19 protein-coding genes are annotated in these 20,438 nt (G+C 67.6%); 6 read left to right on the top strand and 13 right to left on the bottom strand.

Annotated features, from left to right (window positions below):
- Positions 1-16 precede the first annotated feature (16 nt).
- Both WHN02_RS06195 and WHN02_RS06190 read right to left on the bottom strand, forming a co-directional pair.
- Positions 17-1,651 carry a recombinase family protein gene (locus WHN02_RS06195; protein ID WP_434742462.1) on the bottom strand — a complete coding sequence of 545 codons (1,635 nt, stop codon included), beginning with the start codon at positions 1,649-1,651 and terminating at the stop codon, positions 17-19.
- 623 nt (positions 1,652-2,274) lie between these two features.
- Positions 2,275-3,147, bottom strand: coding sequence for a replication-relaxation family protein (locus WHN02_RS06190; RefSeq protein WP_434742461.1), 873 nt, complete (start codon positions 3,145-3,147; stop codon positions 2,275-2,277).
- A gap of 998 nt (positions 3,148-4,145) precedes the next feature.
- On the opposite strand from WHN02_RS06190, the gene WHN02_RS06185 reads away from it, so the two are divergent.
- Complete coding sequence (locus WHN02_RS06185) at positions 4,146-5,723, top strand: hypothetical protein (protein WP_434742460.1); 1,578 nt, start codon at positions 4,146-4,148, stop codon at positions 5,721-5,723.
- A gap of 175 nt (positions 5,724-5,898) precedes the next feature.
- Positions 5,899-6,339, top strand: a complete 441-nt coding sequence (locus WHN02_RS06180) for an NUDIX hydrolase (RefSeq protein WP_434742459.1) — start codon at positions 5,899-5,901, stop codon at positions 6,337-6,339.
- Here WHN02_RS06180 and WHN02_RS06175 read toward each other — a convergent pair.
- From WHN02_RS06175 to WHN02_RS06135, 9 genes are all read right to left on the bottom strand, one after another.
- Positions 6,302-6,922 (bottom strand): histidine phosphatase family protein, encoded by a 621-nt coding sequence (locus tag WHN02_RS06175; protein WP_434742458.1) that lies wholly within the window; start codon positions 6,920-6,922, stop codon positions 6,302-6,304. The genes WHN02_RS06180 and WHN02_RS06175 overlap by 38 nt on opposite strands.
- Positions 6,919-7,665 carry an SDR family NAD(P)-dependent oxidoreductase gene (locus tag WHN02_RS06170; protein WP_434742457.1) on the bottom strand — a complete coding sequence of 249 codons (747 nt, stop codon included), beginning with the start codon at positions 7,663-7,665 and terminating at the stop codon, positions 6,919-6,921. The genes WHN02_RS06175 and WHN02_RS06170 overlap by 4 nt, the downstream gene beginning before the upstream one ends.
- Positions 7,662-8,804: a hypothetical protein gene (locus WHN02_RS06165; RefSeq protein ID WP_434742456.1), complete on the bottom strand. Its 1,143-nt coding sequence runs from the start codon at positions 8,802-8,804 to the stop codon at positions 7,662-7,664. Before WHN02_RS06165 ends, WHN02_RS06170 begins: the two co-directional genes overlap by 4 nt.
- On the bottom strand, positions 8,792-9,886 hold the full coding sequence (locus WHN02_RS06160; RefSeq protein WP_434742455.1) for a glycosyltransferase family 9 protein: 1,095 nt from the start codon (positions 9,884-9,886) through the stop codon (positions 8,792-8,794). The genes WHN02_RS06165 and WHN02_RS06160 overlap by 13 nt, the downstream gene beginning before the upstream one ends.
- A complete protein-coding gene (locus tag WHN02_RS06155; RefSeq protein ID WP_434742454.1) occupies positions 9,865-10,419 on the bottom strand; it encodes a phosphoribosyltransferase in 555 nt (184 codons plus the stop codon). The genes WHN02_RS06160 and WHN02_RS06155 overlap by 22 nt, the downstream gene beginning before the upstream one ends.
- 8 nt (positions 10,420-10,427) lie before the next feature.
- Positions 10,428-12,329: a hypothetical protein gene (locus tag WHN02_RS06150; RefSeq protein WP_434742453.1), complete on the bottom strand. Its 1,902-nt coding sequence runs from the start codon at positions 12,327-12,329 to the stop codon at positions 10,428-10,430.
- Positions 12,329-12,706 carry a DUF4254 domain-containing protein gene (locus WHN02_RS06145; protein ID WP_434743837.1) on the bottom strand — a complete coding sequence of 126 codons (378 nt, stop codon included), beginning with the start codon at positions 12,704-12,706 and terminating at the stop codon, positions 12,329-12,331. The genes WHN02_RS06150 and WHN02_RS06145 overlap by 1 nt, the downstream gene beginning before the upstream one ends.
- 246 nt (positions 12,707-12,952) lie before the next feature.
- Positions 12,953-13,549 (bottom strand): hypothetical protein, encoded by a 597-nt coding sequence (locus tag WHN02_RS06140; RefSeq protein WP_434742452.1) that lies wholly within the window; start codon positions 13,547-13,549, stop codon positions 12,953-12,955.
- 491 nt (positions 13,550-14,040) lie between these two features.
- Complete coding sequence (locus tag WHN02_RS06135) at positions 14,041-14,184, bottom strand: hypothetical protein (protein WP_434742451.1); 144 nt, start codon at positions 14,182-14,184, stop codon at positions 14,041-14,043.
- A gap of 151 nt (positions 14,185-14,335) precedes the next feature.
- On the opposite strand from WHN02_RS06135, the gene WHN02_RS06130 reads away from it, so the two are divergent.
- Both WHN02_RS06130 and WHN02_RS06125 read left to right on the top strand, forming a co-directional pair.
- Positions 14,336-15,187: a helix-turn-helix domain-containing protein gene (locus WHN02_RS06130; protein WP_434742450.1), complete on the top strand. Its 852-nt coding sequence runs from the start codon at positions 14,336-14,338 to the stop codon at positions 15,185-15,187.
- Positions 15,184-15,387 carry a DUF397 domain-containing protein gene (locus tag WHN02_RS06125; RefSeq protein WP_434742449.1) on the top strand — a complete coding sequence of 68 codons (204 nt, stop codon included), beginning with the start codon at positions 15,184-15,186 and terminating at the stop codon, positions 15,385-15,387. Before WHN02_RS06130 ends, WHN02_RS06125 begins: the two co-directional genes overlap by 4 nt.
- 111 nt (positions 15,388-15,498) lie before the next feature.
- Here WHN02_RS06125 and WHN02_RS06120 read toward each other — a convergent pair whose 3' ends face one another.
- Positions 15,499-15,699, bottom strand: a complete 201-nt coding sequence (locus tag WHN02_RS06120; RefSeq protein WP_434742448.1) for a DUF397 domain-containing protein — start codon at positions 15,697-15,699, stop codon at positions 15,499-15,501.
- 111 nt (positions 15,700-15,810) lie between these two features.
- On the opposite strand from WHN02_RS06120, the gene WHN02_RS06115 reads away from it, so the two are divergent.
- Together WHN02_RS06115 and WHN02_RS06110 are read left to right on the top strand one after the other, a co-directional pair.
- The gene (locus WHN02_RS06115; protein WP_434742447.1) at positions 15,811-16,347 is read left to right on the top strand and encodes a DUF6879 family protein; all 537 of its coding nucleotides are present in this window, start codon (positions 15,811-15,813) and stop codon (positions 16,345-16,347) included.
- Positions 16,348-16,355: 8 nt separating this feature from the next.
- Positions 16,356-17,198 (top strand): helix-turn-helix domain-containing protein, encoded by an 843-nt coding sequence (locus tag WHN02_RS06110; protein ID WP_434742446.1) that lies wholly within the window; start codon positions 16,356-16,358, stop codon positions 17,196-17,198.
- On the opposite strand, the gene WHN02_RS06105 is transcribed toward WHN02_RS06110, so the two are convergent.
- Positions 17,182-20,412: a type I restriction endonuclease subunit R gene (locus WHN02_RS06105; protein ID WP_434742445.1), complete on the bottom strand. Its 3,231-nt coding sequence runs from the start codon at positions 20,410-20,412 to the stop codon at positions 17,182-17,184. The two genes, WHN02_RS06110 and WHN02_RS06105, sit on opposite strands and share 17 nt — an antisense overlap.
- Between the last annotated feature and the right edge of the window lie 26 nt (positions 20,413-20,438).

Below are 20,438 nucleotides of genomic sequence, written 5' to 3'. Positions count from 1 at the left end.
CCGGTAATCCATAGGTTCAGGGTTCGAGTCCCTGGCGGCCCACCGACCGCACCATTGTGCGAACCGGTGGTTGTTCATCATGAGTGCCCCCGTCCGGGTTGGGCGGGGGCATCGTCGTGTCGGTGGGGATCTTGAAGACGGGGACGACGCCTTGGTCGGTGAGTCGGACCTCGGCGATGAGGGTCTCGATGGCGGCTTTGCGTTCGGCGGTGGTGCCGCTGGTCATGATTGCGGTGAGGTGGTCCCGGATTCGGGTAATGGTGCCCGGTGGCGGGGCTGTGGGCTGGGTGGTGAGGTCGGTTTCGAGTTCGGCGTGGCGGGTGTGGAGTTGGGTGAGTCGGTGGCGGAGGTCGCGGATGCGGGGCCCGGCGGTGGTGTCGTCCATGGTGCCGTTCTCGAAGGCGGTGTGGTAGCGGGCGATCGCGGCTTCGGTGGTGGTGATCTGGTTGGCGACGGCGGTGAGTTCCGTGGCGCGGTCGGCGGTGGTGGTGTCGCGGTGGAGGCGGGCGCGTTCGATGGTGGCGGTGAGGACGGGTTCGGCGGTGGCGTAGAAGTCGTGGAGGGCTCGCATGATCATCTGGTCGAGGTCGTCGGCGGGTAGCCGGGGTGCCGTGCAGGTGGCGTGTTTGCCGTACCGGGTGCGGGTGAAGCAGGTGTAGTAGCGGTAGCAGCGTGTCCGGCCGTTGGCGGACGTGCCGATGTACCGCTGTCCGCACTGCGGACATGTCATCAGGCCGGTGAGGTAGTAGTCCGAGTCGGACATGGCGCGTTGGGTCTGGGCGTCACCTCGGGCGGTGGCGATGTCCTGGGCGCGTTGGAAGGTGTCACGGTCGATGAGCGCGTGATGGGCGTCGGGGACGTAGACGTCACGGTAGGCGATGTCCCCGACGTAGGCGGGGTTGTCCAGGATCCGGTTGATGGTGTGTCCGGACCACTTCTTGCCGGTGCGGTTGGGGACGCCGCGGGTGTTGAGGGTGGTGGCGATGGCGCGGGTGCCCTGACGGTCGCGGGTGTAGAGGCGGTAGATGTCCCGGAGGATGGGTGCCTCGTCGGGGTGGGGGACGAGGTGGTGGGTGTCGGGGTCGACGGTGTAGCCGTAGGGGCGGGTGCCGCCGGCCCATTTTCCTTTGCTGGCTTTCGCGGTCATGCCACTTTTCACTCGGTCGATGATGATGTTGCGTTCGAATTCGGCGAACACGGCGAGGAGTTGGAGCATCATGCGGCCGAATGGGCCGCCGGTGTCGATGGGTTCGGTGGCGGAGGAGAATCGGACATCCGAGGTTTCGAGGATGGTGACGAGGTCGAGGAGGTCGGTGACGCTGCGGCTGAATCTGTCGAGTCGGTAGACGAGCAGGACGTCGTAGAGGCCGGCTTTCGCGGCGTGGAGTGCCTTCTTGAGTCCGGGGCGTTCGGTGGTGGCGCCGGAGGCGTCGTCCTCGTGTTCGGCCACGATGGTCCAGCCGGGCTGGGATGAGACGTACTTTTCGAGGGCGGCGCGTTGGGCGTCGAGGGAGAAGGGCTGGTGTTCGTCGTCGGTGGAGCGGCGGACGTAGATGCAGACCCGGCGGGGGCCGGCCGGTCGTTCGGTGTCGGTGGTGGGGTGCGCACGTCGGCCGCGTCGTCGGGGTGGGGTGGAAGGTGTGGCTGCCATGCGGTGGGGATCCCTTCGAGGTAGAGGGCCGGTGCCGCTGGCGACCTGGGCCGCCGGCGGTCCGGACGGCTACGGGGTGAGGTCGGGGTGGTCGCTGAGGAAGTGGTTGAGGAGGACGGCGAGAGCTTCGGCGGCGTTGTCGAGGTCGGTCGGGGTCATGGGTATGGTGTCGATCCGCGCGATAACCATCGGGATCTCTTTTGGCTTTCTGTGGGTGCGTTCGGGTTTCGCGCCACTATTGGTGGTGGCACCGGGGTGCGGTTCGTCAGGATAGCTCCGGATGGCGTTTTCGCGGGGCGTGTGAGCCACGGTCCTCCGAAAAGCAGGCAAGCCAACTGGGGTTGGAGTCCTTTGTTCATTCGTCTTCCTTTCCTGGACGGGTCTGGCACTGTCTCTGACAGTTGCCGAGAGCCTGCCGGCCGGATGTAGGGCGGCGGACGGTAGCTCCGGGAACTGTCAGAGGCGAGGGGCGGTTCTGTCAGTGGATGTCATCGGACGGCAGAGTTGGACCGACAGCCGCTGACAGTTCTGACAGGAGCACTGGACGTCGTGGCGGGGAGAGGACCGCTGTTCTGGACACGGCGTCTGCGGTGTTCAGGACAGCGGGTGGGTACCCGCGCCGGTCATGTCGTCGTGACGCTGGTGTCGGGCGGGGCGAGGTCGGCTAGGCGGAGGGGCGGGCCGGGGTGGCGGTGCCGCCACCACACCGCCTGTGCCGGGCGTGTATCCGTGTCGTCGTGGTGCACGGTGGTGGCCACCGGGTAGCGGATGCCGGCGGCGGAGAGCTGCTGGTGCAGGTGGCGTTCCCGGGCGGCCGAGTGCAGGGAGAACAGCACCGGCCAGACGTGGCCGGTGGCGTGGGCGAGTTCGTGGTAGCCGTCCAGCTTGTCGACCAGCCGGGATAGGGGGCGCTCGGTGCCGGTGTCGTACTCCAGGAAGAACGGCACCTTCCGGTCCCCGTCGAACCAGATGCCGTGACCGTCCGGCCGGGCTCTCGGCGTATGGGCGAAGGCGGTGACGCTGTCGCCGGGTTCGGCGAAGGCACCGGTCTGCTGGCAGCGGCTCGCCGGCCACCAGCGCACGAGTTGGGTGTCGGGGTGGGAGCGGGCGTGGGCGGCGAGGTCGGCGAAGAAGCCGTTGACGCCGAGCAGGTGGGGCAGGTTCGCCCGTCGGGTGAGATGCCAGCGCCGCCTGCGGGCCTGGTCCTTACGCGGTGGTTCCTCGCCGCGCTGGGCGGCGACGACTTCGACGCCGAGTTGGGTCAGGACGTAGTGATAGGGGTAGGAGCCGCCGTCCGGCTTCTGCGGCCGGAACCGGTCGGTCACCTGAAGCTTCTGGGAGAGGACGCGGAGGCGTTCCTGGGCGTAGTCGACCGAGGGGAACAGGGCGTGGGCGATCTGGAAGGAGGTAAGGACCCCGTGGTCGGCGAGCCACCCGAGTAGGACGAGGTCACGGGTGGTGAGCTGGGACTGGATCCGCAGTACCGGATCAGCCATCCGCCACCGCCGATCCCCGGGGGAGAGACCCGTCCGAAGGGTCAGTCGCAGCACGGCGGTGACCGCTGACAGCGGGGGTGACCTGGGCTGTGAGAGGAGGCAGGGGGTCCGTTCGGGGGTCCTGGTGAAGCGGGACGGGAAGCAGGAGACCCGGCCGGACCGGCAGCGGGAGGTCAAGCCCGGATCCGTCAGCGTGGAACGTCGAGGGTGTGGTGACCGCCAGCGGCGGTGGCGAGGTTCGATGCGTGATCAGGATGGACTCCAAGTCGATGAGAGGAACTTCTGTGTGGCGGTCGGGACGTCGGCCGGCATCGCGGGCGCCCCGACGTGGGCATGCGCGTACGCGCCGGGTGACGCCCGGGCGGGCGGATCTCGACATGCGCGGAGAGACCAGGTGTCACTGTGGAGGTTTCAAGGAACAACCCAGCTCGGGAAGAACGGGGCCGGATTCGGGCAGCGGCGGTCGCGGCGACCTGACCAGCAGGCCGCCGTTCGACGGGAACGGGAAAGCGGCGGAGCCGAGCGCACGAGGGCGGCGGCGACGATCTTTACGGCGTCATCGACGTCGCGGAAAGTCGTCAGCGGGGACTCGCCACGACAGTCGCAGAACAGCAGCTTCTGCCGTGGACAGCGGCTCAACTCGCCGGCGTACGGTCCTTCATCAGCGGTCCTCCCATCACTCAACGCCCTCCCAGGCCAGGAACAGCGTCTGACGGTGCCACGAACGACGACAGGCGCCACCCGACGGTGCCGCCCACGCCATCACGCGACCGAAGCAATCGGGTCGCGCGGGGAAACGCCTATCCAGTACGCCCCGGCAACACACCCCGGGTCAACCCTCTTGCAGGTAACGATTAAATCACGAGACTTGACGGACGGGTCTCTCCGTGCTTCTGAGTCCACCTCCGCTGTTCCGGAGGGTCCCAGATCCTCCTGCGTCCGCCAGAAGCGGGTGTCGTTCCTTGTGGACCGGGACGGAGGCGGCGAAGGTCGTGAGGGTGCAGAGATGGGATCCGCTGAAGGAACACCAACTGCTGTTGTTGCGCCGGATCGGCGAGGGGGACGACCTCAGCGGCCCCGACGGGGTGGACCAGCGCCTCTCGGCCCGGGCACTTCAGACCCGTCGACTCGTTGACGTCAGCCGTCGGGGCGGCGTGTGGCGGGCCCAGATCACTGACGCCGGCCGGTTCTACCTCGACAACGGCGTCCATCCCGACCACCCAGACCGCCTCATGGAGGCCACGACGACACCTCGCCAACTCGGCCGCACCACCACCGGCAAGCAAGGCAAGCCGGCCCAGGGCCAGTCGCGACCCGTCGACGCCGCCACGGCGGCCGAATCGAAGCAATCCGCAGCCACCGCGACGGTCGAGCAGGCCAGACGACTCGTCGAACGCCTCCAGGCGGAGGGCGGAACCGTGCGAGTCGAGAGCCCTGTTCCCGAGGAACGCGCTCTGTACCGGCGGGTGATCCACGCCGCCAAGCAGCATGGCCTCGTGCCCGCAGGGTTCCACCTCAAGCACACCGGACGCGCCGCCGGTGATCTGATCATCCGCCTGTCCAACGACGAAGCCCCGGACGAGACGGACTGGAACCGGATCCGACTCAACACTCGCCGGGTCACCACCGACCCCGACCTCGTTTTCGCCGCGCTGGAGAAGGACCCGGCCGGACTGGAGGTCACGGAGGCATCGGTCTCCAGGGCGCTGGACCTGATCCGTGGCCTCGCCGCCGAGGCCCGAAGACGAGGCCACCGAGTCGGGGTGAACACCAAGACCAAGCATCCCTCCGTCTACCTTCAGGTCGACAAGACCCGGCGAAGGGTCAAGCTGATCGAGGAGTACGACGAGGTCCCACACGTTCCCACCGATCAGGAGACCCGGCGACTGCGACGCCACCCCTGGCTGGTGCTCCCCAAGACCGACAAGGTTGCCTCCGGGCGCCTGCGGCTGGAAATCGCCCGCGCCGGCTGGGATAAGAAAGACACCTGGGCAGATGACAAACGAACCACACTGGAGAAGCGGCTTCCCCGGATCATTCGAGACGTCGAGGCCGGGATCGTCGCTGACGAGGAAGCCCGTGTGGCCGCCCAACGAGCCCACGACGAATACGTCGCCGAGCAGGAACGTCGGGAAGCAGAGAAACGGCTCCAGTGGCAGGCGGCTCTTGACGAGGCCCGCCCCCTGGCCGCGGAACTCCAGCGCAGGAAGGCGTTCCGTCGGGCCTACAACTCCTGGGTCTCCGCCGACGAGATCCGCGCCTTCTGCAACGCACTCGAGCAAGCCGCCCCCGAAGACCCAGCCGACTCGGAGAATCGCGCCCGATGGGTTGCCTGGGCGCGAGCCGCCGCCGACCGCCTCGACCCCACCCGAGGAGACGGCGCCATCGCCGCCATCGACTTCGACATCGAACCCGAGCCCGACGACCTGCGGCCCTTCATCGGCGACTGGAGCCCGCACGAGCCCTACCGCGAATACCGATCCGAGCGCGACAGGCAGGCCATCGAGGATTCTCGACTCCAAGCCGACACCTGGCACCATGGCATGCGCGGACGAGCTACCTGGTGGCGCAAATAGCCGAGATCACTGATCCACGGATTCGATCAGTTCGGCATCGGGTCGTAGCGGCTGAAGTCCACGGCTCGCTTCGAGTTTCCTGCCAAGCACTAGCGTTCTGAGGTTTGTGCCCGAATGGCGCTGCGGTGTAGGTTCGGATCGCCGGTGGGAGCGGTGTTGATGATTGGGGATTGGGATGCGTCAGATCGTACGTAGATCCGTGCGAGCGATCCTCCTGGACGAGCACGACCGTATTGTGCTGATCAAGCGCACAAAGCCTGGTCAGACCCCCTATTGGACGACCCCTGGTGGTGGCCTGGAGCCGACGGACGACTCGCTGGAGGGTGCGCTGCGTCGCGAGTTGCGCGAGGAGTTGGGCGCTGAGGCGGAGCGATTCCATCAGGTTTTTCTGTTCAGCTCGCCAGCCGGGGATGGAGTCTCCGTCCAGCACTTCTTCTCCTGCCGCCTGACGCGAGTCGATGAGACGACGCGCACCGGACCGGAGTTCGATGATCCGGCTCGTGGTGGTTACGCGCTTGACCGGGTGACGGTAGAGATTCTTCCTACCGTGGATCTGAAGCCCGATGCCTTGAAAGGCTTCATTGTTTCGAACGTGGAGGCTCTGCTCTCTGCGTGACCGGCGGCAGGAACCAGACCTTCGCCGGGCAAAGGGGGAAGGCGCGCGCTGCTTGGAACACATCCCCCGCATGCGAAATGCCGGCGCTGATCGCCGCGACAGCCCCAATCAGCAGCCGGTGGGACACGATCAACGTCGTGCCGCCGTCGGTGGCTTGTTCGTGGGCGAGTGAGGCTGCCGCTGCGCGTCGTCGGAACGCTGTCAGGCTTTCGCCGCCGGGCAGCGCCGAGTCTGGATCGCGGCGCCGTGCCGCGCGCCATGCCTGGTACTCGGTCGGGTAGTCGTCGGGTCCCTTGCCGAGTACGCAGTCGGGGGCACGCCATTCGGCGTAGAGCGGGTCCGGTCGGGCGAGTGGGGTGCCGAGCAGATCGGCCAGGATCGCGGCGCTTGCCCTGGCCCGAGGGTGCGGGCTGGTCATCACCATGATTGGCCGGATCCCCCGGTCGCGCAGGTCGCGCGCCGTGGCGGCGATCTGGATCGCGCCGCGGAGGGTCAGCGGCGTGTCGGGGCGGGCGTGGGCTGTGGGACGCAGGATGCCGTCGAGGCTGGTGCCGTGGCGGATCCACAGGACTGAGCCGGTCACGATAGGTGCCAGCCGCCGTCGACATTGATGGCCTGGCCGGTGATGAACCCGGCGTCGGGTGACACGAGGAACGCGACGGCTGCGGCGACGTCGGAAGGTTGGCCTCGTCGTTTGATGCACTGCCGGTCGAGTTGGCGGTTGACCATGGCGGCGTGGTCGGGGACCACGGTGTGCTCGGCGGTGACCTCGATCGAACCGGGTCGTACGGTGTTGACGGTGATGTTGTGGGGGCCGAGTTCCCGGGCGAGGGCACGGACGAGTCCCTCCAGGCCGTTCTTCGCGGCGATGTAGCCGGCGAGGTCGACGCGACCGACCTGTGTCATCACCGAGGAGATGGCGATGATGCGGCCGTACCCGTTGGCGGTCAGGGCCGGTGTGGCCGCGCGGAAGGCGGCAGCGTGGGTGACGAGGTTGAGGTCGAGCTGCGCGCGGAACGCCTCCAGGTCCAGGGCGGGCCAGGGGACGCGGGGATACGCTCCAGCGTTGCTGACGAGGGCCGCCAGGCGAGAGGCGTCGTCGTTCATCGCGGCGCGCAGGGCGTCCTGGGTGTCGGGGAGGGCCAGGTCGCCGGTGACGGTGGCGGTGTGGGCACCCTGCCGGCGAGCTGCCTCAACGACCGTGGCGAGATCGTCGTCCTCATGACGGTGGGTGATGACGAGATCGAAGTCGGCGGCGAGGCGAGTGGCGATGGCGGCCCCGATCCCGCTTCCGGCCCCGGTCACGACGGCGATGGCGCGGCTCATGAGGCAGGCCCCGTCGGTGGCTGACCGGTGAGTCCGAGAAGGTGTTCCAGGTCGGCGTCGGGTGCGTACAGGTCGGTGAGCAGGGCCAGCGACAGCGCGGCGTCGCGGGGATCCAGCTGATGCAGTGGGTAGACGGAGAGTAGACGCATGGCGAGGTAGGGGCGTAGCCAGGTGAGCAGGTCGGTACCAGCGGTGACGGCGAGGGGCATGGCGATGTGCGTGAGGTACTGGGTGATGGTCTCTCGCCGGGCTGGTGACGGTTGGTGTTGGTAGTCGATCCCGATCGCCCGTGGCGAGAGTCGCCTGATGTGGACCATGGGTTCGTTGGCCGTGGCCAGCGCCGCTCGGTGGTCGGCGAAGGCCTCGGCGTTGTAGCGGGGGACGAGCCAGGCCCCGTGCAGCCGTTGGTACCACAGGAAGCAGGCGATCTCGCCGGGCAGGGCGTTGAGCCCACCAGTGTCGTAGTCGAACCAGGTGGGCTGGTTGTCGGTGTCGAGGCCGATGTTGAAGTCGGTGGGATCTCCCTGGGTCATCGCCGCCCAGACCCGCGCCTCCGGGTCGAAGGTGGCGCGGAGTTCGGCGAGGAGGGCGTAGAAGTCCATCCGCCGAGGTTGTCCGTTGATCACGAAAGTGGTCTCGCGCAGCTCCGCGCACCGGATCCTGTCGGTGCCGGTGAGCTTGAGCAGGATCGGGTTCTGGCCGTAGTAGTGGTCGAGTCTGCCTCGTGGTCGGGCCCGGTCGCGGTAGAGCTTGCCGATCGTGCTTGAGGCGGGCATCTGTCGGATGGTCGCGGCGATGGTCCGTTCGTAGCGTTGAAGGATCGCGTCGAGCCCGTGGCGGAGGCTGGTTACCTGGCCCGCGTCGGCGGCCGTGAGGGCGTCGAGGAGGAGGCCGCTGTCCGGGTGGTCGGGCTGGTGCCGGTCGTACAGGCTGACGGTCCAGCGCCCGATTCGACGATGGGTACGCAGGATCGGCAACCGGTAGTGGTCGCGGATCCGCCGGTATCCGGCGATCTCGGCGGCGGCCTCCGCCTGGTTCGGGTTCATCTTGACGAAGAGGCGGTGGGCGCCAACGTCGAGATGCAGGGTGCGGTTCGCGGTGAACCGCCGGTAGCGGCCGAGCCGGATCACTGGCCCCACCAGCCCGCACATTGCCCTGCGAAGTCGGCTATCGCCTGGGCGGGGATGGCGCGCAGGTCGCTCGAGGTGGCCCAGAGTGCGTCGTCGTAGCCGTCACGCACGGGGCACGCGTCGGCGATCGACATCAGGTGGGAGAAGGGTGTGGCCACCGCGTGGTGGTGCGGCGAACCGGTGATCCATTTGGCGTGGCCGTGTCGTCCGTACAGGCCGACCACCTGGGGTCCGCTGCCGTCTGCCCGTGCGGTGAGGGCGGCGAGGTGGGTCAGGCCGGTGTCGTTGCCGATGACGAGCTCGGCGCTGGCGAACAGGTCGACGCAGTCCACGGCCGGTGGACCGTCGATGACCTCGATCTGTGGGGTGGGCTCGGGAGGCTTCCGGTCCGGCGACGTGACCAGGGTGAAGCGCCATGGGCCGGGGCGGCGGTCGGCCAGGCGTTCGGCGATGACGTCGAAGTAGTCGGCGCCGTAGTCCTTGCGCTCCGGACGGCTCGTGGTGGAGACGAACACCACGTGCAGAGGCTCCGGGGCGACGACGGCAGAGCGGAACTTGGGGCACGGATCGGCGTCGGCGGGCAGCCGTACACCGAGGGCCTGCTCGATGTCGAGGTAGTAGCGCATCGACAGCGCCGCGTGGACCTCGACGACGTCAGCGCTGACGAGGTCGAGCATGGTCGGGGGCTTCTCTGGGACGGCGTCGAATTTGTGCATCTGCTCGCCGCCGGTCGTGCCCAGTCGGTGACCAGCTCCGTGGGTGACAGCGACCGGCAGGGTGCATCGGGCGATGAGATCGGCGCGGCTTCCGACGTACTCCAGGGTCCTGAACTGTTCGTGGGTGGCGTTGTGGAGGGCCTGTGCCATGGCGAGGCCGAGTAGCAGGTCGCCGAGTCCTCGCGAGCCGAGGTCGACCTGCCAGCCGTCCCGCCGTACCGTGTCGCCCTCTTCCTGTGGGATCGGCTGCTCACCGTTGGCCCGTTGGTAGGGCAGGAGCCGACCGAGCGGTGCCTGCGCGCGGGGGACGAGGATCGGCCCGCCGCGCCGGTACACCGGGCCGGGGGCGGGGATCAAAGCGTGGTCAGTACGCACAGCGGGACCTCGTTGCTTTCGAGTAGGTGTCGTCCGCCGCCGGTGGTGTCCTCGACCAGGCAGAGCACGCCGGTGACATCGGCTCCGGCGTCGCGCAGTGCGCTGACGAGATTGGTCAGGGTCAGTCCGGTGGTGATCTCGTCATCCACGATGAGGACACGCTGGCCTCTGAAGTCGCCGTAGGCGAAGACCTCAAGGCGTCGGGCGTGCGGCTCGTGGAAGACGAGTTTCTCGGGCAGGTCGAGATTGACCTTCCAGGCGAGGCGGTACTGGCTGTCGCTGGCCCAGGCGAGAGCGATGGTGGGCACGATGCCGCCGGCGTCCAACCCCAGCAGCAGGTCGTGCGGCCGGTACTCCGGGTGCTCACGCCATTGCCGCCACAGGCTACGACCGGTCGCCAGGACCTGGTCTGCCGCGACGTCGGCGCGGATTCCGTCGAGCCCGTGTACGACCCGGACCGGCCGGGTGGTGTCACCGACTCCCAGTCGAGTGACTCGATCGGCGTGGAGGACCTCGTCGAAGGCAGTGGTCATGGTGGGTGTCAGTCCTTTCGAACGGGAGGTGTCGGGTGGTTCGTGCCGGAGTGGCCGAGGGCGTCGTGGTAGGCGAGGATGCTGGCGGCGGCCGCGCGGACCCGCAGGGCGAGGGCCTTGTCCGGGTGCTGTCCTGCCCTGCCGACCTCGACGACGGCCGGTAGATCGACGGCAGCCTCCCGGTGGCCGGCGGCGAAGGCGTGACGGACGTCGTCACTGGCGTCGAGGTCGATCCCGTCGGCCCGAAGGATGATCTTCATGATCAGGACGACGTGCTTGTAGACGGCTCGGACGTCGAGCGCCGGTCTGGCGGCCAACCGTCGTAGCACCATGACGACGAGCGGCAGATCGGCGCGGGCCGCTCGTTCGTCGACGTCCCGGTCGGCCACGTGGAGAACGAGCCCGTTCCGGCGGTAGAGCAGGCCCCGCCCCTCGCGTGCGATCTGGCGCAACGCGTACAGCAGCCGGGGCGGGAGCAGGCCGGAGCACACCTCGTGGGTGGTGAACGCCGACACGGCGATCTTCTCTCCGGCCGGGCCGGCGTCGGGCAACCGCCTGTCCCGGAGCCAGTTCAACGGCAGCGTGTCTCGTACGACGAGCAGGTCGATGTCGCTCCACCCCGGTTGCCAGCCGTCGTAGCCGAGACTGCCGGTGACGGCGACCAGGGCGGTTCCGGAATCCACCAGGGCAGCCGCGCAGTCCGCGAGAAGCGGCTGCACCGGCGCCGGGACGACCGTGTCCAGATGCGGGGGGATCCAGCTCCCCGAGTTCCGGTAGACCACCTCCGCGACCGCTCGTTTCAGGCCGGCAAGACTGCCGCCGTTGTCGATGACCGTGTCGGCGATCGACGCGATGTCGTCCGCGCCGCGACTCCGCTTGATCGCGTCCCGGTCGGCGAGCGAATCGGCCGGCTCGTTGGCACGGTGCAGGCGGACCTGTTGCGGGGCGTCGAGGTACACGACCGTACAGCGGTCGCCCCAGATGCGCCGTAGGTGTGCGGTCGCCTCGAACCTGTGGGCGCTCTCCACGCTGATCCGACGCGACCCTGGATTCAGGGCCGCGAAGCGCAGGACCTCCTCCGAGAGCCGTTGCGCCTCGGTCACCTGATCCCAGGCCAGGTAGGGATCGGCCACACCGAACCGGTCGGCGGCGAGCCGGAGCAGGTAACCGATCTTCAACCGGGTAACGGAGTGATCGGTACGTAGCAGTTCACCGACGGTGCTCTTGCCGCTCTCGGACATGCCGGCGAGCACCCAGAGCCGGTCGACCCGATCCGGTGCCAGAGAGGCGACGGGCACGCCGAACCTGGCCACGGTCTCGCGAATCTGACGCTGCACATCGAGCAGCGGTCTCTCCCCGCGCACGACCACCGCCTGGTAGACCCCGCGGTCGGCCTGGAGCTCGATGGCCTCGGCCAGCCGCCGTTGGTAGGCGGCGTAGCGATCCGTGGCCGGAACCCGGTCACGGGCCAGGGCATAGCCTGCCTCGGCAGCGGATTGGTCCGTGTGCCGCAGCAAAATGTGCACCTCGCGCCGAGCTGCGGAGGTGTGGCGGCTCGCCCTGGCCTCGACCTCGGCCAAGGCCTGGGCGATGGGGATTCCGTCCTTGACGGAGGCCGTCGCCGCGCAGGTCGCCACGAGCATCGGCCAGCCCCGATCCTCCACAGCCAGCGACCCTCCGCCCTTGGCCCGCCCGGCATAAGAGGTGAAGACCAGGTCGACGTGGTCGGCTGTGGTGCTGTCGACGAACCACCACCGGCTGAAGTCGCCTCGCGACACCTCCTCCCACCGACGGTCCCACCGATCGATCGTCCCGGTGAAGATGGCGTCCGGCACGGCCGATGCCAGCCACCGGGCGTTGGTGGTCTTGCCGACGTTGTCTGCCCCGTTGAGCGTCACCGCAGTGTTCATCAGCGCTCCCGGTAACTCTTGAGGGCCCGCCAGCGGGGCACCCGGCGGCGGCCTTCGTGTACGTCGACCGCCAGGACGTCATAGGCGTGCGCGAGTTCGGTGAACTGCCGTAGCGCCAGAGAAGGTCGGATGCCACTGCGCTGGCGGGCATCCAGCTCGACGAGTCGCCGCCAACGAACCCATGCGATGGCCAGCCGGTCGATCACCGAACCGATCGTTTCGGTGTGCAGCGGAGCCGCACCGGATACTCGTACCGTCTTCTCGACCCATGAGTCGACGTCGCTGATCAAGGTCATCCGGACCTCGTTCAGGGTGTCGATCGACCGCTTCGCGGCAGCCACGACGTGGTCGTCGGCGGATGAGTCACGGGAGATCATCTCGGCCGCCCACTGTTCACCGTGGTGCAGGACCAGCAGAGCTGCCGTGCCCAGGGGCGGAGACCCGGTCGAGTGTTGAGCTGTGCAGTCCCGGAAGGCTCCGATGATCAACCGAGAGCCGGGCAACACCAGGCCATCACGGTGAAGGAGCAAAGATTCCGATGAGCTCGTCGCGGAACGAGGGGACACGGTAAACCTCCAGAAAAGGTGGCAGTGCTCTCGCCTGAGGTGGCCGGTTGGGCGGGGTCAGCTCAGGGAGGCGAAAGTCGTGCTTTCCGCGCTCCTTCCTGCTGTTGTGCGGCGGGGAAGGTGCCTGTCAGGCGAGGTGTGCCCGGCCGGTGGGGCTGTCGCGGCCGGTCTCGACGGTGGCGCCGGAGTCGCGCCGTCCTGGCTGACGAGAAGCTCTACGGGGCCGGCAAGGACTGCGACACGGCTGACCGGCCCGTCGTGACACGTCACCGTGACCGCCGCTCCGGTCCCGACGCTCACCCGCACCATCCCCGCTTCGGGTCGCGTAGCCGGAGGCTGACCATTCGCCTCGCAAGAAGAGGGTGCGCTCGTGGAGACGGGGTCGATCGGCACGCCGTCTGGCGTCTCGACCAGGGGTGATTCGACGGGCCGCATGTCGGGGTCGTTGGCGTGCCCATGAATCACGAAGAAGCCGAGTTCGGCGTCCGTGACGTTCCCGAGCACCGCACGCAACGCTGTCCGGTAGCGCGCGAACGGCCAGCGGTGCTCTCCGCGTTCAAGCTTGCCGATATACCGGGCGTCCACGACGAAGTGATGCCGGTGCTGTTCGTACAGGTAGGTGTTGACCGCCTCAGCCAACTCCTGTCGCGACATCGGTCGACCTGATCCCGACGGGGATCGCCTCGCCTGCCGCGCCGCCCGGAGTAGGTTGTTCGGTCCTGGTCGATACCCCACGATGAAAGTCCGTCCCTGATCTCTGCTCGCCTCCGTCAGACCGGCTTGTGTTCAGTCGAAACGAGAGGTTCCTCGGTCCGCCGGCCGAGCCGACAACCAGCCAAAATCACCTCGGCTGACGCCCGCCAACTCCGGACGCGTCGCCCCAGGCCGGCGTCGAGGCAGCCGCGCCGAGAGCAGAAACACCCTGACCGCCGCAACATGCCGGGGACATGGCCCGAGTACGCCGCAGGTCACGCACCGGCCGTCGGCACTGGAGGTGACATGTCTGTCCAACAGGTCCTGCGCGATATCCAGCTGGTCACCACCGGAGTACACCGTCACGATGCCCGGCCCCAGCTCGTCGCATCCGCTGCTGACCGTGTCTGCCGCCGTGATGCCCTACCGTTCGGCGGCGGATCATCATCTGGCTACCCGGCCTGCGGGCAGTGCGTCAAGCTGATCATGCTTCCGCACCCCGGGCACCATCGCTGCGAGCGCTTGAACAGCGCGAATCCCGCCGCGAAGCCGACCAGCAGGGCCGCGCCCGTCATGATCCCGGCCAGGAAACCCACCCATCCCACCTCCCGGTGTGGTCAGGTCCTGCCAGCCGACGGCGTCGGCCCGCAGTCGCCTAGTCCTAGGCGGCTTCTAGTCTTACAGCTCCGACTAGATCGAGACAAGTTGTCTGAAGGAATTCGTCGTTGGCTGTGGCATGCTGTTCCCGTGCCCAACTGGCCTACCGTGAGACGCCGACGGCTCGCCCGCGAGCTGAGCAACCTGCGTCAAGCCATCGACATGACGATCGAGGATGCCGCAGCGAGCGCGGGGATCTCCCCGTCCCACCTCTCCCGGGTCGAGCGTGCCCTGGTCGGCGTTCGCGTGCCGGCGGTGCGGGCCCTGCTTCAGACATACGGCGCGAATGCCTCCACGATGACCAGCCTGATAGAGGTCGCCCAGACCGCCACCCAGCGCGGATGGTGGCACCGGTACGCAGGCAGCATCCCCGACGAGTACGCGACCTACATCGGCTTCGAGGCAGACGCAGCGCGGATATGGAACTTCGAGCTGATATCCATTCCGGGACTGATGCAGACCGAACGATACATCCGGTCCATCCTTCAGGGTGGGGTCGCCCGGCTCACCGAGGAAGAGATCGAGCGCCGGGTCGAAATCCGCATGCGCCGCCAAGCGCTACTTCGTCGCGAGAAACCACCAGGACTGTGGGCCGTTCTCGACGAAGCCGCCATCAGGCGGCAGGTCGGCAGCCCAGAGACCATGGCGGCACAGCTGGATCACCTGGCCGCCATCGCCAGCCTGCCGCACGTGGACATCCAGGTGATCCCGTTCACGGCAGGCGCGCATCCGGGAACCCCCGGCGGCTTCGTCGTCCTCGGCTTCGCTGACCCTGCCGACCGGGAAGTCGTCTACATCGAGACGATGGCTGGGGACCTCTACCCCGAGGGGACCGCCGAAGTGCGAGGGGCGATCCAGGCGTTCGACCGGCTCAGGGCGATGGCCCTCAGCCCGGACGACTCGACCTCGATGATCCGTGCAGTCGCAAAGGAATACTCGTGATCGACTTCACCCAGGCGATATGGCGAAAGAGCACCAGGACCCAACAGAGTGGCCAATGCGTCGAGGTGGCCAGAGTGGGCCGGGTCATGGGTGTGCGAGACTCCAAAGACCCGAATGGCCCCGTGCTGATGTTCTCGACTGTCGAGTTCGCCGCGTTTCTCAGTAGCGCGGCCAGAGGCGAGTTCGGCGACCATCGCTAAATCGTCAAGCGAACTGAACGACAACGCCGCATGCAAGCGAGGACACCCGGCTCGGGACACCATCAGAGCCGGGCATCCTTGCTTGTCCTACTCGCCATGAATCTTGCAGGGTCACATTGCGTGGAACTCGGCGTGGTTCGCTCCTGCGAGAAAGGCCCGCCAGTTCGATCGCGAGAAGCTGAGGACCGCGCCGTCAGGGTTCTTCGAGTCCCTCACCGCCACGCCGTGGGACATGGGTGCCACCTCCACGCAGTCGCCGTTGAGGCTCGCTGAGCTCTTGCGCCAGACCAGGAGCTCGGGTACCTCGGACATGTTGACTCCCTTCGTTGCCTGGGGTCGACACTGCCACAACGCAGCCCTGGAGACTAGTCTTCGGCTTCGACTAGACTTGATCGGCAGGTGGCGACAGAACGGACAGTCCCGATGCAGATGGATGAGCTCCAACGCAGGTTGCGCGAGGTCGAGCGAACGGTGTTCCGGCTGGAGACCCTGAACAGGTACACCGCGCCAGGCGAGGCGGACCTACTGCGCGCTTTCCACGAGGGAGCGCCGATGCCCCGCCGCGCACCGGACACCGATCCGTGGCTACGCATGGTGGCCGACAGCGTGGAATCAGGCAGGCGCTGGAGCCGGGTCCACGTGCTCGACCGCCCGCTGTCGGATTACCTCCGCTTCGAACTCCTGGGTTACCAGGGCAACGTCGCCGCTGGCGAGGACGTGCGGATCGCGGACCGGGCCGAGGTCCCCGAGGCACTGGGTAGACTCACGCGGGACTTTTGGCTGCTCGACGACGTACTCGCAGTGGTCATCGAGTACAACGAGGAAGGCCGACGCGTGGCGATGGAGCCCATCAACGACGTGAAGGACCTGCTCAACCAGCAGGCACTGGCGATGGAACACTCCATGCCGCTGCTGGACTACCTGCCGTTGGTGCAGAGCGAGCTGCGCCGAGCCTGGTGAGCCCACCCGTGGACGACCGGGCGACGCTGGCGTCCAGGCTGCGTGAACTCCGCGACGACGCGGGACTCTCGACCACCCGACTCGCCGCAGAGCTGGGCTGGTCCCAGTCGAAGGTCTCGAAGATCGAGAACCGCCGCACGAAACCCTCGGTCGACGACGTACGAGCGTGGGCGAACGCCACGGGCGCCCCAGCCGACGTCGCCGCCGAACTGATGGACATCGCCGAGTCCGTCCAGGTGGCCTCGATCATCTGGGACAGGAACCTGAGCGGCGGGCGCGCCGCGCACCAACGCACCATCGGTCGTACCCTCGCTGAGTCTGTACGCACGCAGGTCTTCCAGCACGCGGCAGTGCCTGGACTCCTGCAAACCGCCGAGTACGCCCGCAGCATCCTCGCCCTCGCCGACGTGTTCGGGGTCGGCGACACCGCCCGAGCGGCAGCGGCCCGCATAGAGCGGCAGGCCGCCCTGTACGAGAAGGGCCGACGGTTCGACTTTCTCATCACCGAAGCCGCACTGCGGTTCCGTCCGGTGCCTCACGACGCCCTCGCCGCCCAGTACGACAAGATCCTGTCAGTCGCGACCCTCCCCAGGGTGAACATCGCGGTGCTGCCGCTGGGCGCTACACCCTCGGCAGTCCAGGCACATCCCTTCGTGATCTACACGCTGCCCGACAGCACCCACCTCGCCACGATCGAGACCTACACCCGCGAGCTGACCCTCACCGACCCCGAGGAGATCAAGGTTTACTCGCGGGTGTACGACTCACTCGTGGCGGACTCCCTGACCGGCGAGCCGGCCCGCCAGCTCGTGAATGCCCTGCGTGCGGAAGCTGTCAGCTTGATCGATTGATGGTTACTCGGCGGTCCGAGCTTGGAACCCACTCGTTCGCGAAGGTCTCCATCTGACGAAGGACCAAGTCGACGGCGGCCCGTTCATGGTCCGGGGGGTAGTCGTAACGAGCCAGCAGCCGGCGGATGTGGCTGCGGAGCTTGGCGCGTACCGGTTCACGGGAAAACCAGTCCACCGTGATCGATGACTGGATCGACTTGACCAACTCACGGGCAATCTCCGCCAGGGTGCCGATGCCCATCAGCTCCGAGGCGGCGCCGTTCTGCGCTACCGCGTCGTAGAAGGCCAGCTCGGCATGGTTGAGCGGGGGGTCGAACTGTTGGCCGCGCCGGGCGTCCGCAGAAACTTGCTTAGCCAGCTCGACCAGTTCGACGATTAGCTGCGCGCTGGTCAGCTGCTGACGCATGTAGCGGTTCATCAGGTCTTCGAGCTGGGCGGAGAAGCGCTCCTGACGGACCACGTTGTGCTTGGTGACCTCACGCATCTTCCGCTCGATCAGCCGACGCAGCGCCGCAGCGGCCAGGTGCGGGGTCTCCGAGTCCTGCAGGCGCTGTAACGCCACCCCATTGAGCTCGGTGATGTCGACCTTGCCGAGGCCCGCCTCCTCGTAGATGTCGGTGATGTCGGCGGCGTCGACCACCTCGGCGGCGAGCTGGGACAGATAGCGTTCCACCTCGGCCGTGTTGGGCAGGCCCTTGGCCTCTCGGTCGGCGGCCTCCTCCTTGACGATCCAGACCCGCACGTCGCGGAAGTAGCGGATGTCGCGGCGCATCCGCTGGATGTCACCGGCGCGTTCTGCGAAGTCGCGGCTGGTCGCGCAGAGCGTGTAAAAACGTTCCAGCCGGCCCGCCGAGTCACGAAACCGCCGGTGCAGCGGCTTCGTGCCGGGCTCCACGTCGTTGCCGGGGGTCCTGGGGTTGCGCAGGAAGTTGGCGGCCTTCTTCACCGCCCGGCGCCAGCGGGTCGGGTCCTTCTCGTCCTCCAGGATCTCCCGCCACTTGACCGGAGTGAGCATGGCCTCGAGAACGGAGATCTCGTTGTACACCTCACTGATCGCCCGCTCAATCTCACGGCCGAGGGTCTGGTCCTCCTGATCACTGCGCGTGTACTCGGTGAGTGCCTTGCGCAGGTTCTCCGTCAGCGGGGCGTAGCCGACCAGCAGGCCGTCCTGCTTCTCCCGGAACCGGCGGTTGACCCTGGCCAGCGCCTGCATCAGATTGGCGCCCCTCATCGGCCGGTCCATGTAGATGGTGTGGATCGGCGGCGCGTCGTAGCCGGTGAGCAGCATCGAGTGCACAATCAGCAGCTCCAGCTCGTCGTCCGGGTCCTTGGCACGGGCCTGAACGGTCTTTTGCTGAGACGGGCGTAGGTGATGCTGGCGAAGTTCCGCCTCGTCGCGTGGCACCCCATGGAAGACGATCTTCATCTTGCCCTTATCGACGGCAGGGTCCGCCCAGTCGGGTCGCAGCTCCTTGAGGGCGTCGAAGACGCGGACGCAGATCTCCCGGGTCGCGCAGACCAGCATCGCCTTGCCCGGTCCACCGAGCTGCGGCCGCATCAGCTCCCGCCGCTTCTCCCAGTGCTCGACGAGATCCATCGCGAGGGTCTCGACTCGGTCGGGGGCGCCGTAAACAGTGTTCATGGTGGCCGCGTACGCCTCGGCCTTGCGTCGTTCCGCGTCGTCCAGGCTAGCGGTGAGCTGCTCCACCTGTTCGTCGATGCGCTCCGGGTCGATGTCCGGCGGCAGCGACACTGGGATGATCCGCGGCTCGTGGTAGACCCGCACCGTCGCCTCGTCGTCAACGGCACGCTTGAGGTCGTATACGTCGATGTAGTCGCCGAAGACGGCGCGGGTGTTCACCTCGGCGTTGGCGATCGGGGTGCCGGTGAAAGCGATGAACGTGGCGTGCGACAGCGCGTCACGCAGGTGCCGGGCGTAGCCGTCCAGGCTGTCGTAATGGCTGCGGTGCGCCTCGTCGACGATTACCAGGATGTTGCGCCGGTCGGAAAGGAGCGGATGTGGCCGGCCGGCGTCGCGTTCTTCCTTCGTACGCCCGAACTTCTGCAATGTGGTGAAGATGATGCCGCCGGCGTTGCGGTTCGACAGCTTGTCCCGCAGTTCGGCGCGGGTGTCGGCCTGCTCCGGCTTCTGGCCCAGCAGCGTATGGCTATCGAGAAACGTGTCGAAGAGCTGATCGTCGAGGTCGTTGCGGTCGGTGAGCACCACGATGGTCGGGTTCTTCAAGGCGGGGTGGCGGGCGGTCATCGCCGCCGTGCACACCATCTCCTCGGACTTCCCCGACCCCTGGGTGTGCCAGACGACGCCGGCTTTTCCGTCGCTCTGCGATGCCCGCACGATGCACTCGACGGCCCGGATGACCGCGAAGTGTTGGTGTGCCTTCGCGATCCGTTTCGCCTTCGACGTGAAGTTGACGAAGCCGCCGGTGATTTCCAGGAAGCGCCGCTGGTTGAACAGTCCGTAGAGGGCGACGATGATCGCTTCCGGGCCATCGTAGTCTGGCGCGGTGGTGTCGACGCGTTCCCCCTCGTCGTCGATGTTCCACGGCGCGAAGTGCTCGTAGGGCGTGAACGGGGTGCCATACTTCGCGGTGACCCCGTCGGAGATCAAGCACAGGACGGCGTGCCGGAAGGCGAGCGGGAACTCCGCGAGGTACGCCTGGAGTTGGGCGTGCGCGCCCGTTAGGGTGGCGTTCTCGTCGGCGGCGTTCTTCAGCTCGACGATCGCGACCGGCAGACCGTTGAGGTACAGCACGATGTCGAACCGACGCCAACAATCGCCGTCGACGATCGTGACCTGGTTGATCGCCCGGTAGACGTTGCGGCCGGGGTCGTCCAGGTCGGCCAGGCGCACCGTGGGGTTGTGCTCGGCACCGAACGCGTCGGTGTACGTGACCGAGCGGATGCCGTGGACCAGCCGCTCGTGGGCCGCCCGGTTTTCGGCGAACGCCTCCCGGGAGGCCACGTCGGTGGCGGCCCGCACCGCGTCGGCGACCGCCGCGGGCGGCAGGTCGGGGTTGAGCCGCTCGACCGTAGCCCGCAGGTCCTCGACGAGCACCAGATCGGCCCAGGACTGCCGCTGCCCCGACCCCGGCGCGAAATCCTTCCCGGCACCCGGCTCCCATCCGAGCTCCCCGAGGTGATCCAGCGCGAGCGCCTCCCAGTCCGCCTCGTTCATCCACCCACCCGACCCCATCACAACCCCTCCCCGTGAACCGTTTA

The organism is Micromonospora sp. SH-82 (assembly GCF_051132485.1).
Lineage (GTDB): Bacteria > Actinomycetota > Actinomycetes > Mycobacteriales > Micromonosporaceae > Micromonospora.
This window is presented reverse-complemented; position numbering and strand designations above follow the sequence as displayed.

What these genes read in the sequence shown, in the direction of transcription:
- WHN02_RS06140 (WP_434742452.1), bottom strand. Translation starts at nt 13,549, where the DNA reads ATGTCGCGACAGGAGTTGGCTGAGGCGGTCAACACCTACCTGTACGAA.
- WHN02_RS06120 (WP_434742448.1), bottom strand. Translation starts at nt 15,699, where the DNA reads ATGTCCGAGGTACCCGAGCTCCTGGTCTGGCGCAAGAGCTCAGCGAGC.
- WHN02_RS06105 (WP_434742445.1), bottom strand. Translation starts at nt 20,412, where the DNA reads ATGGGGTCGGGTGGGTGGATGAACGAGGCGGACTGGGAGGCGCTCGCG.
- WHN02_RS06155 (WP_434742454.1), bottom strand. Translation starts at nt 10,419, where the DNA reads ATGACCACTGCCTTCGACGAGGTCCTCCACGCCGATCGAGTCACTCGA.
- WHN02_RS06150 (WP_434742453.1), bottom strand. Translation starts at nt 12,329, where the DNA reads ATGAACACTGCGGTGACGCTCAACGGGGCAGACAACGTCGGCAAGACC.
- WHN02_RS06190 (WP_434742461.1), bottom strand. Translation starts at nt 3,147, where the DNA reads ATGGCTGATCCGGTACTGCGGATCCAGTCCCAGCTCACCACCCGTGAC.
- WHN02_RS06115 (WP_434742447.1), top strand. Translation starts at nt 15,811, where the DNA reads ATGCAGATGGATGAGCTCCAACGCAGGTTGCGCGAGGTCGAGCGAACG.
- WHN02_RS06180 (WP_434742459.1), top strand. Translation starts at nt 5,899, where the DNA reads ATGCGTCAGATCGTACGTAGATCCGTGCGAGCGATCCTCCTGGACGAG.
- WHN02_RS06195 (WP_434742462.1), bottom strand. Translation starts at nt 1,651, where the DNA reads ATGGCAGCCACACCTTCCACCCCACCCCGACGACGCGGCCGACGTGCG.
- WHN02_RS06145 (WP_434743837.1), bottom strand. Translation starts at nt 12,706, where the DNA reads ATGATCTCCCGTGACTCATCCGCCGACGACCACGTCGTGGCTGCCGCG.
- WHN02_RS06170 (WP_434742457.1), bottom strand. Translation starts at nt 7,665, where the DNA reads ATGAGCCGCGCCATCGCCGTCGTGACCGGGGCCGGAAGCGGGATCGGG.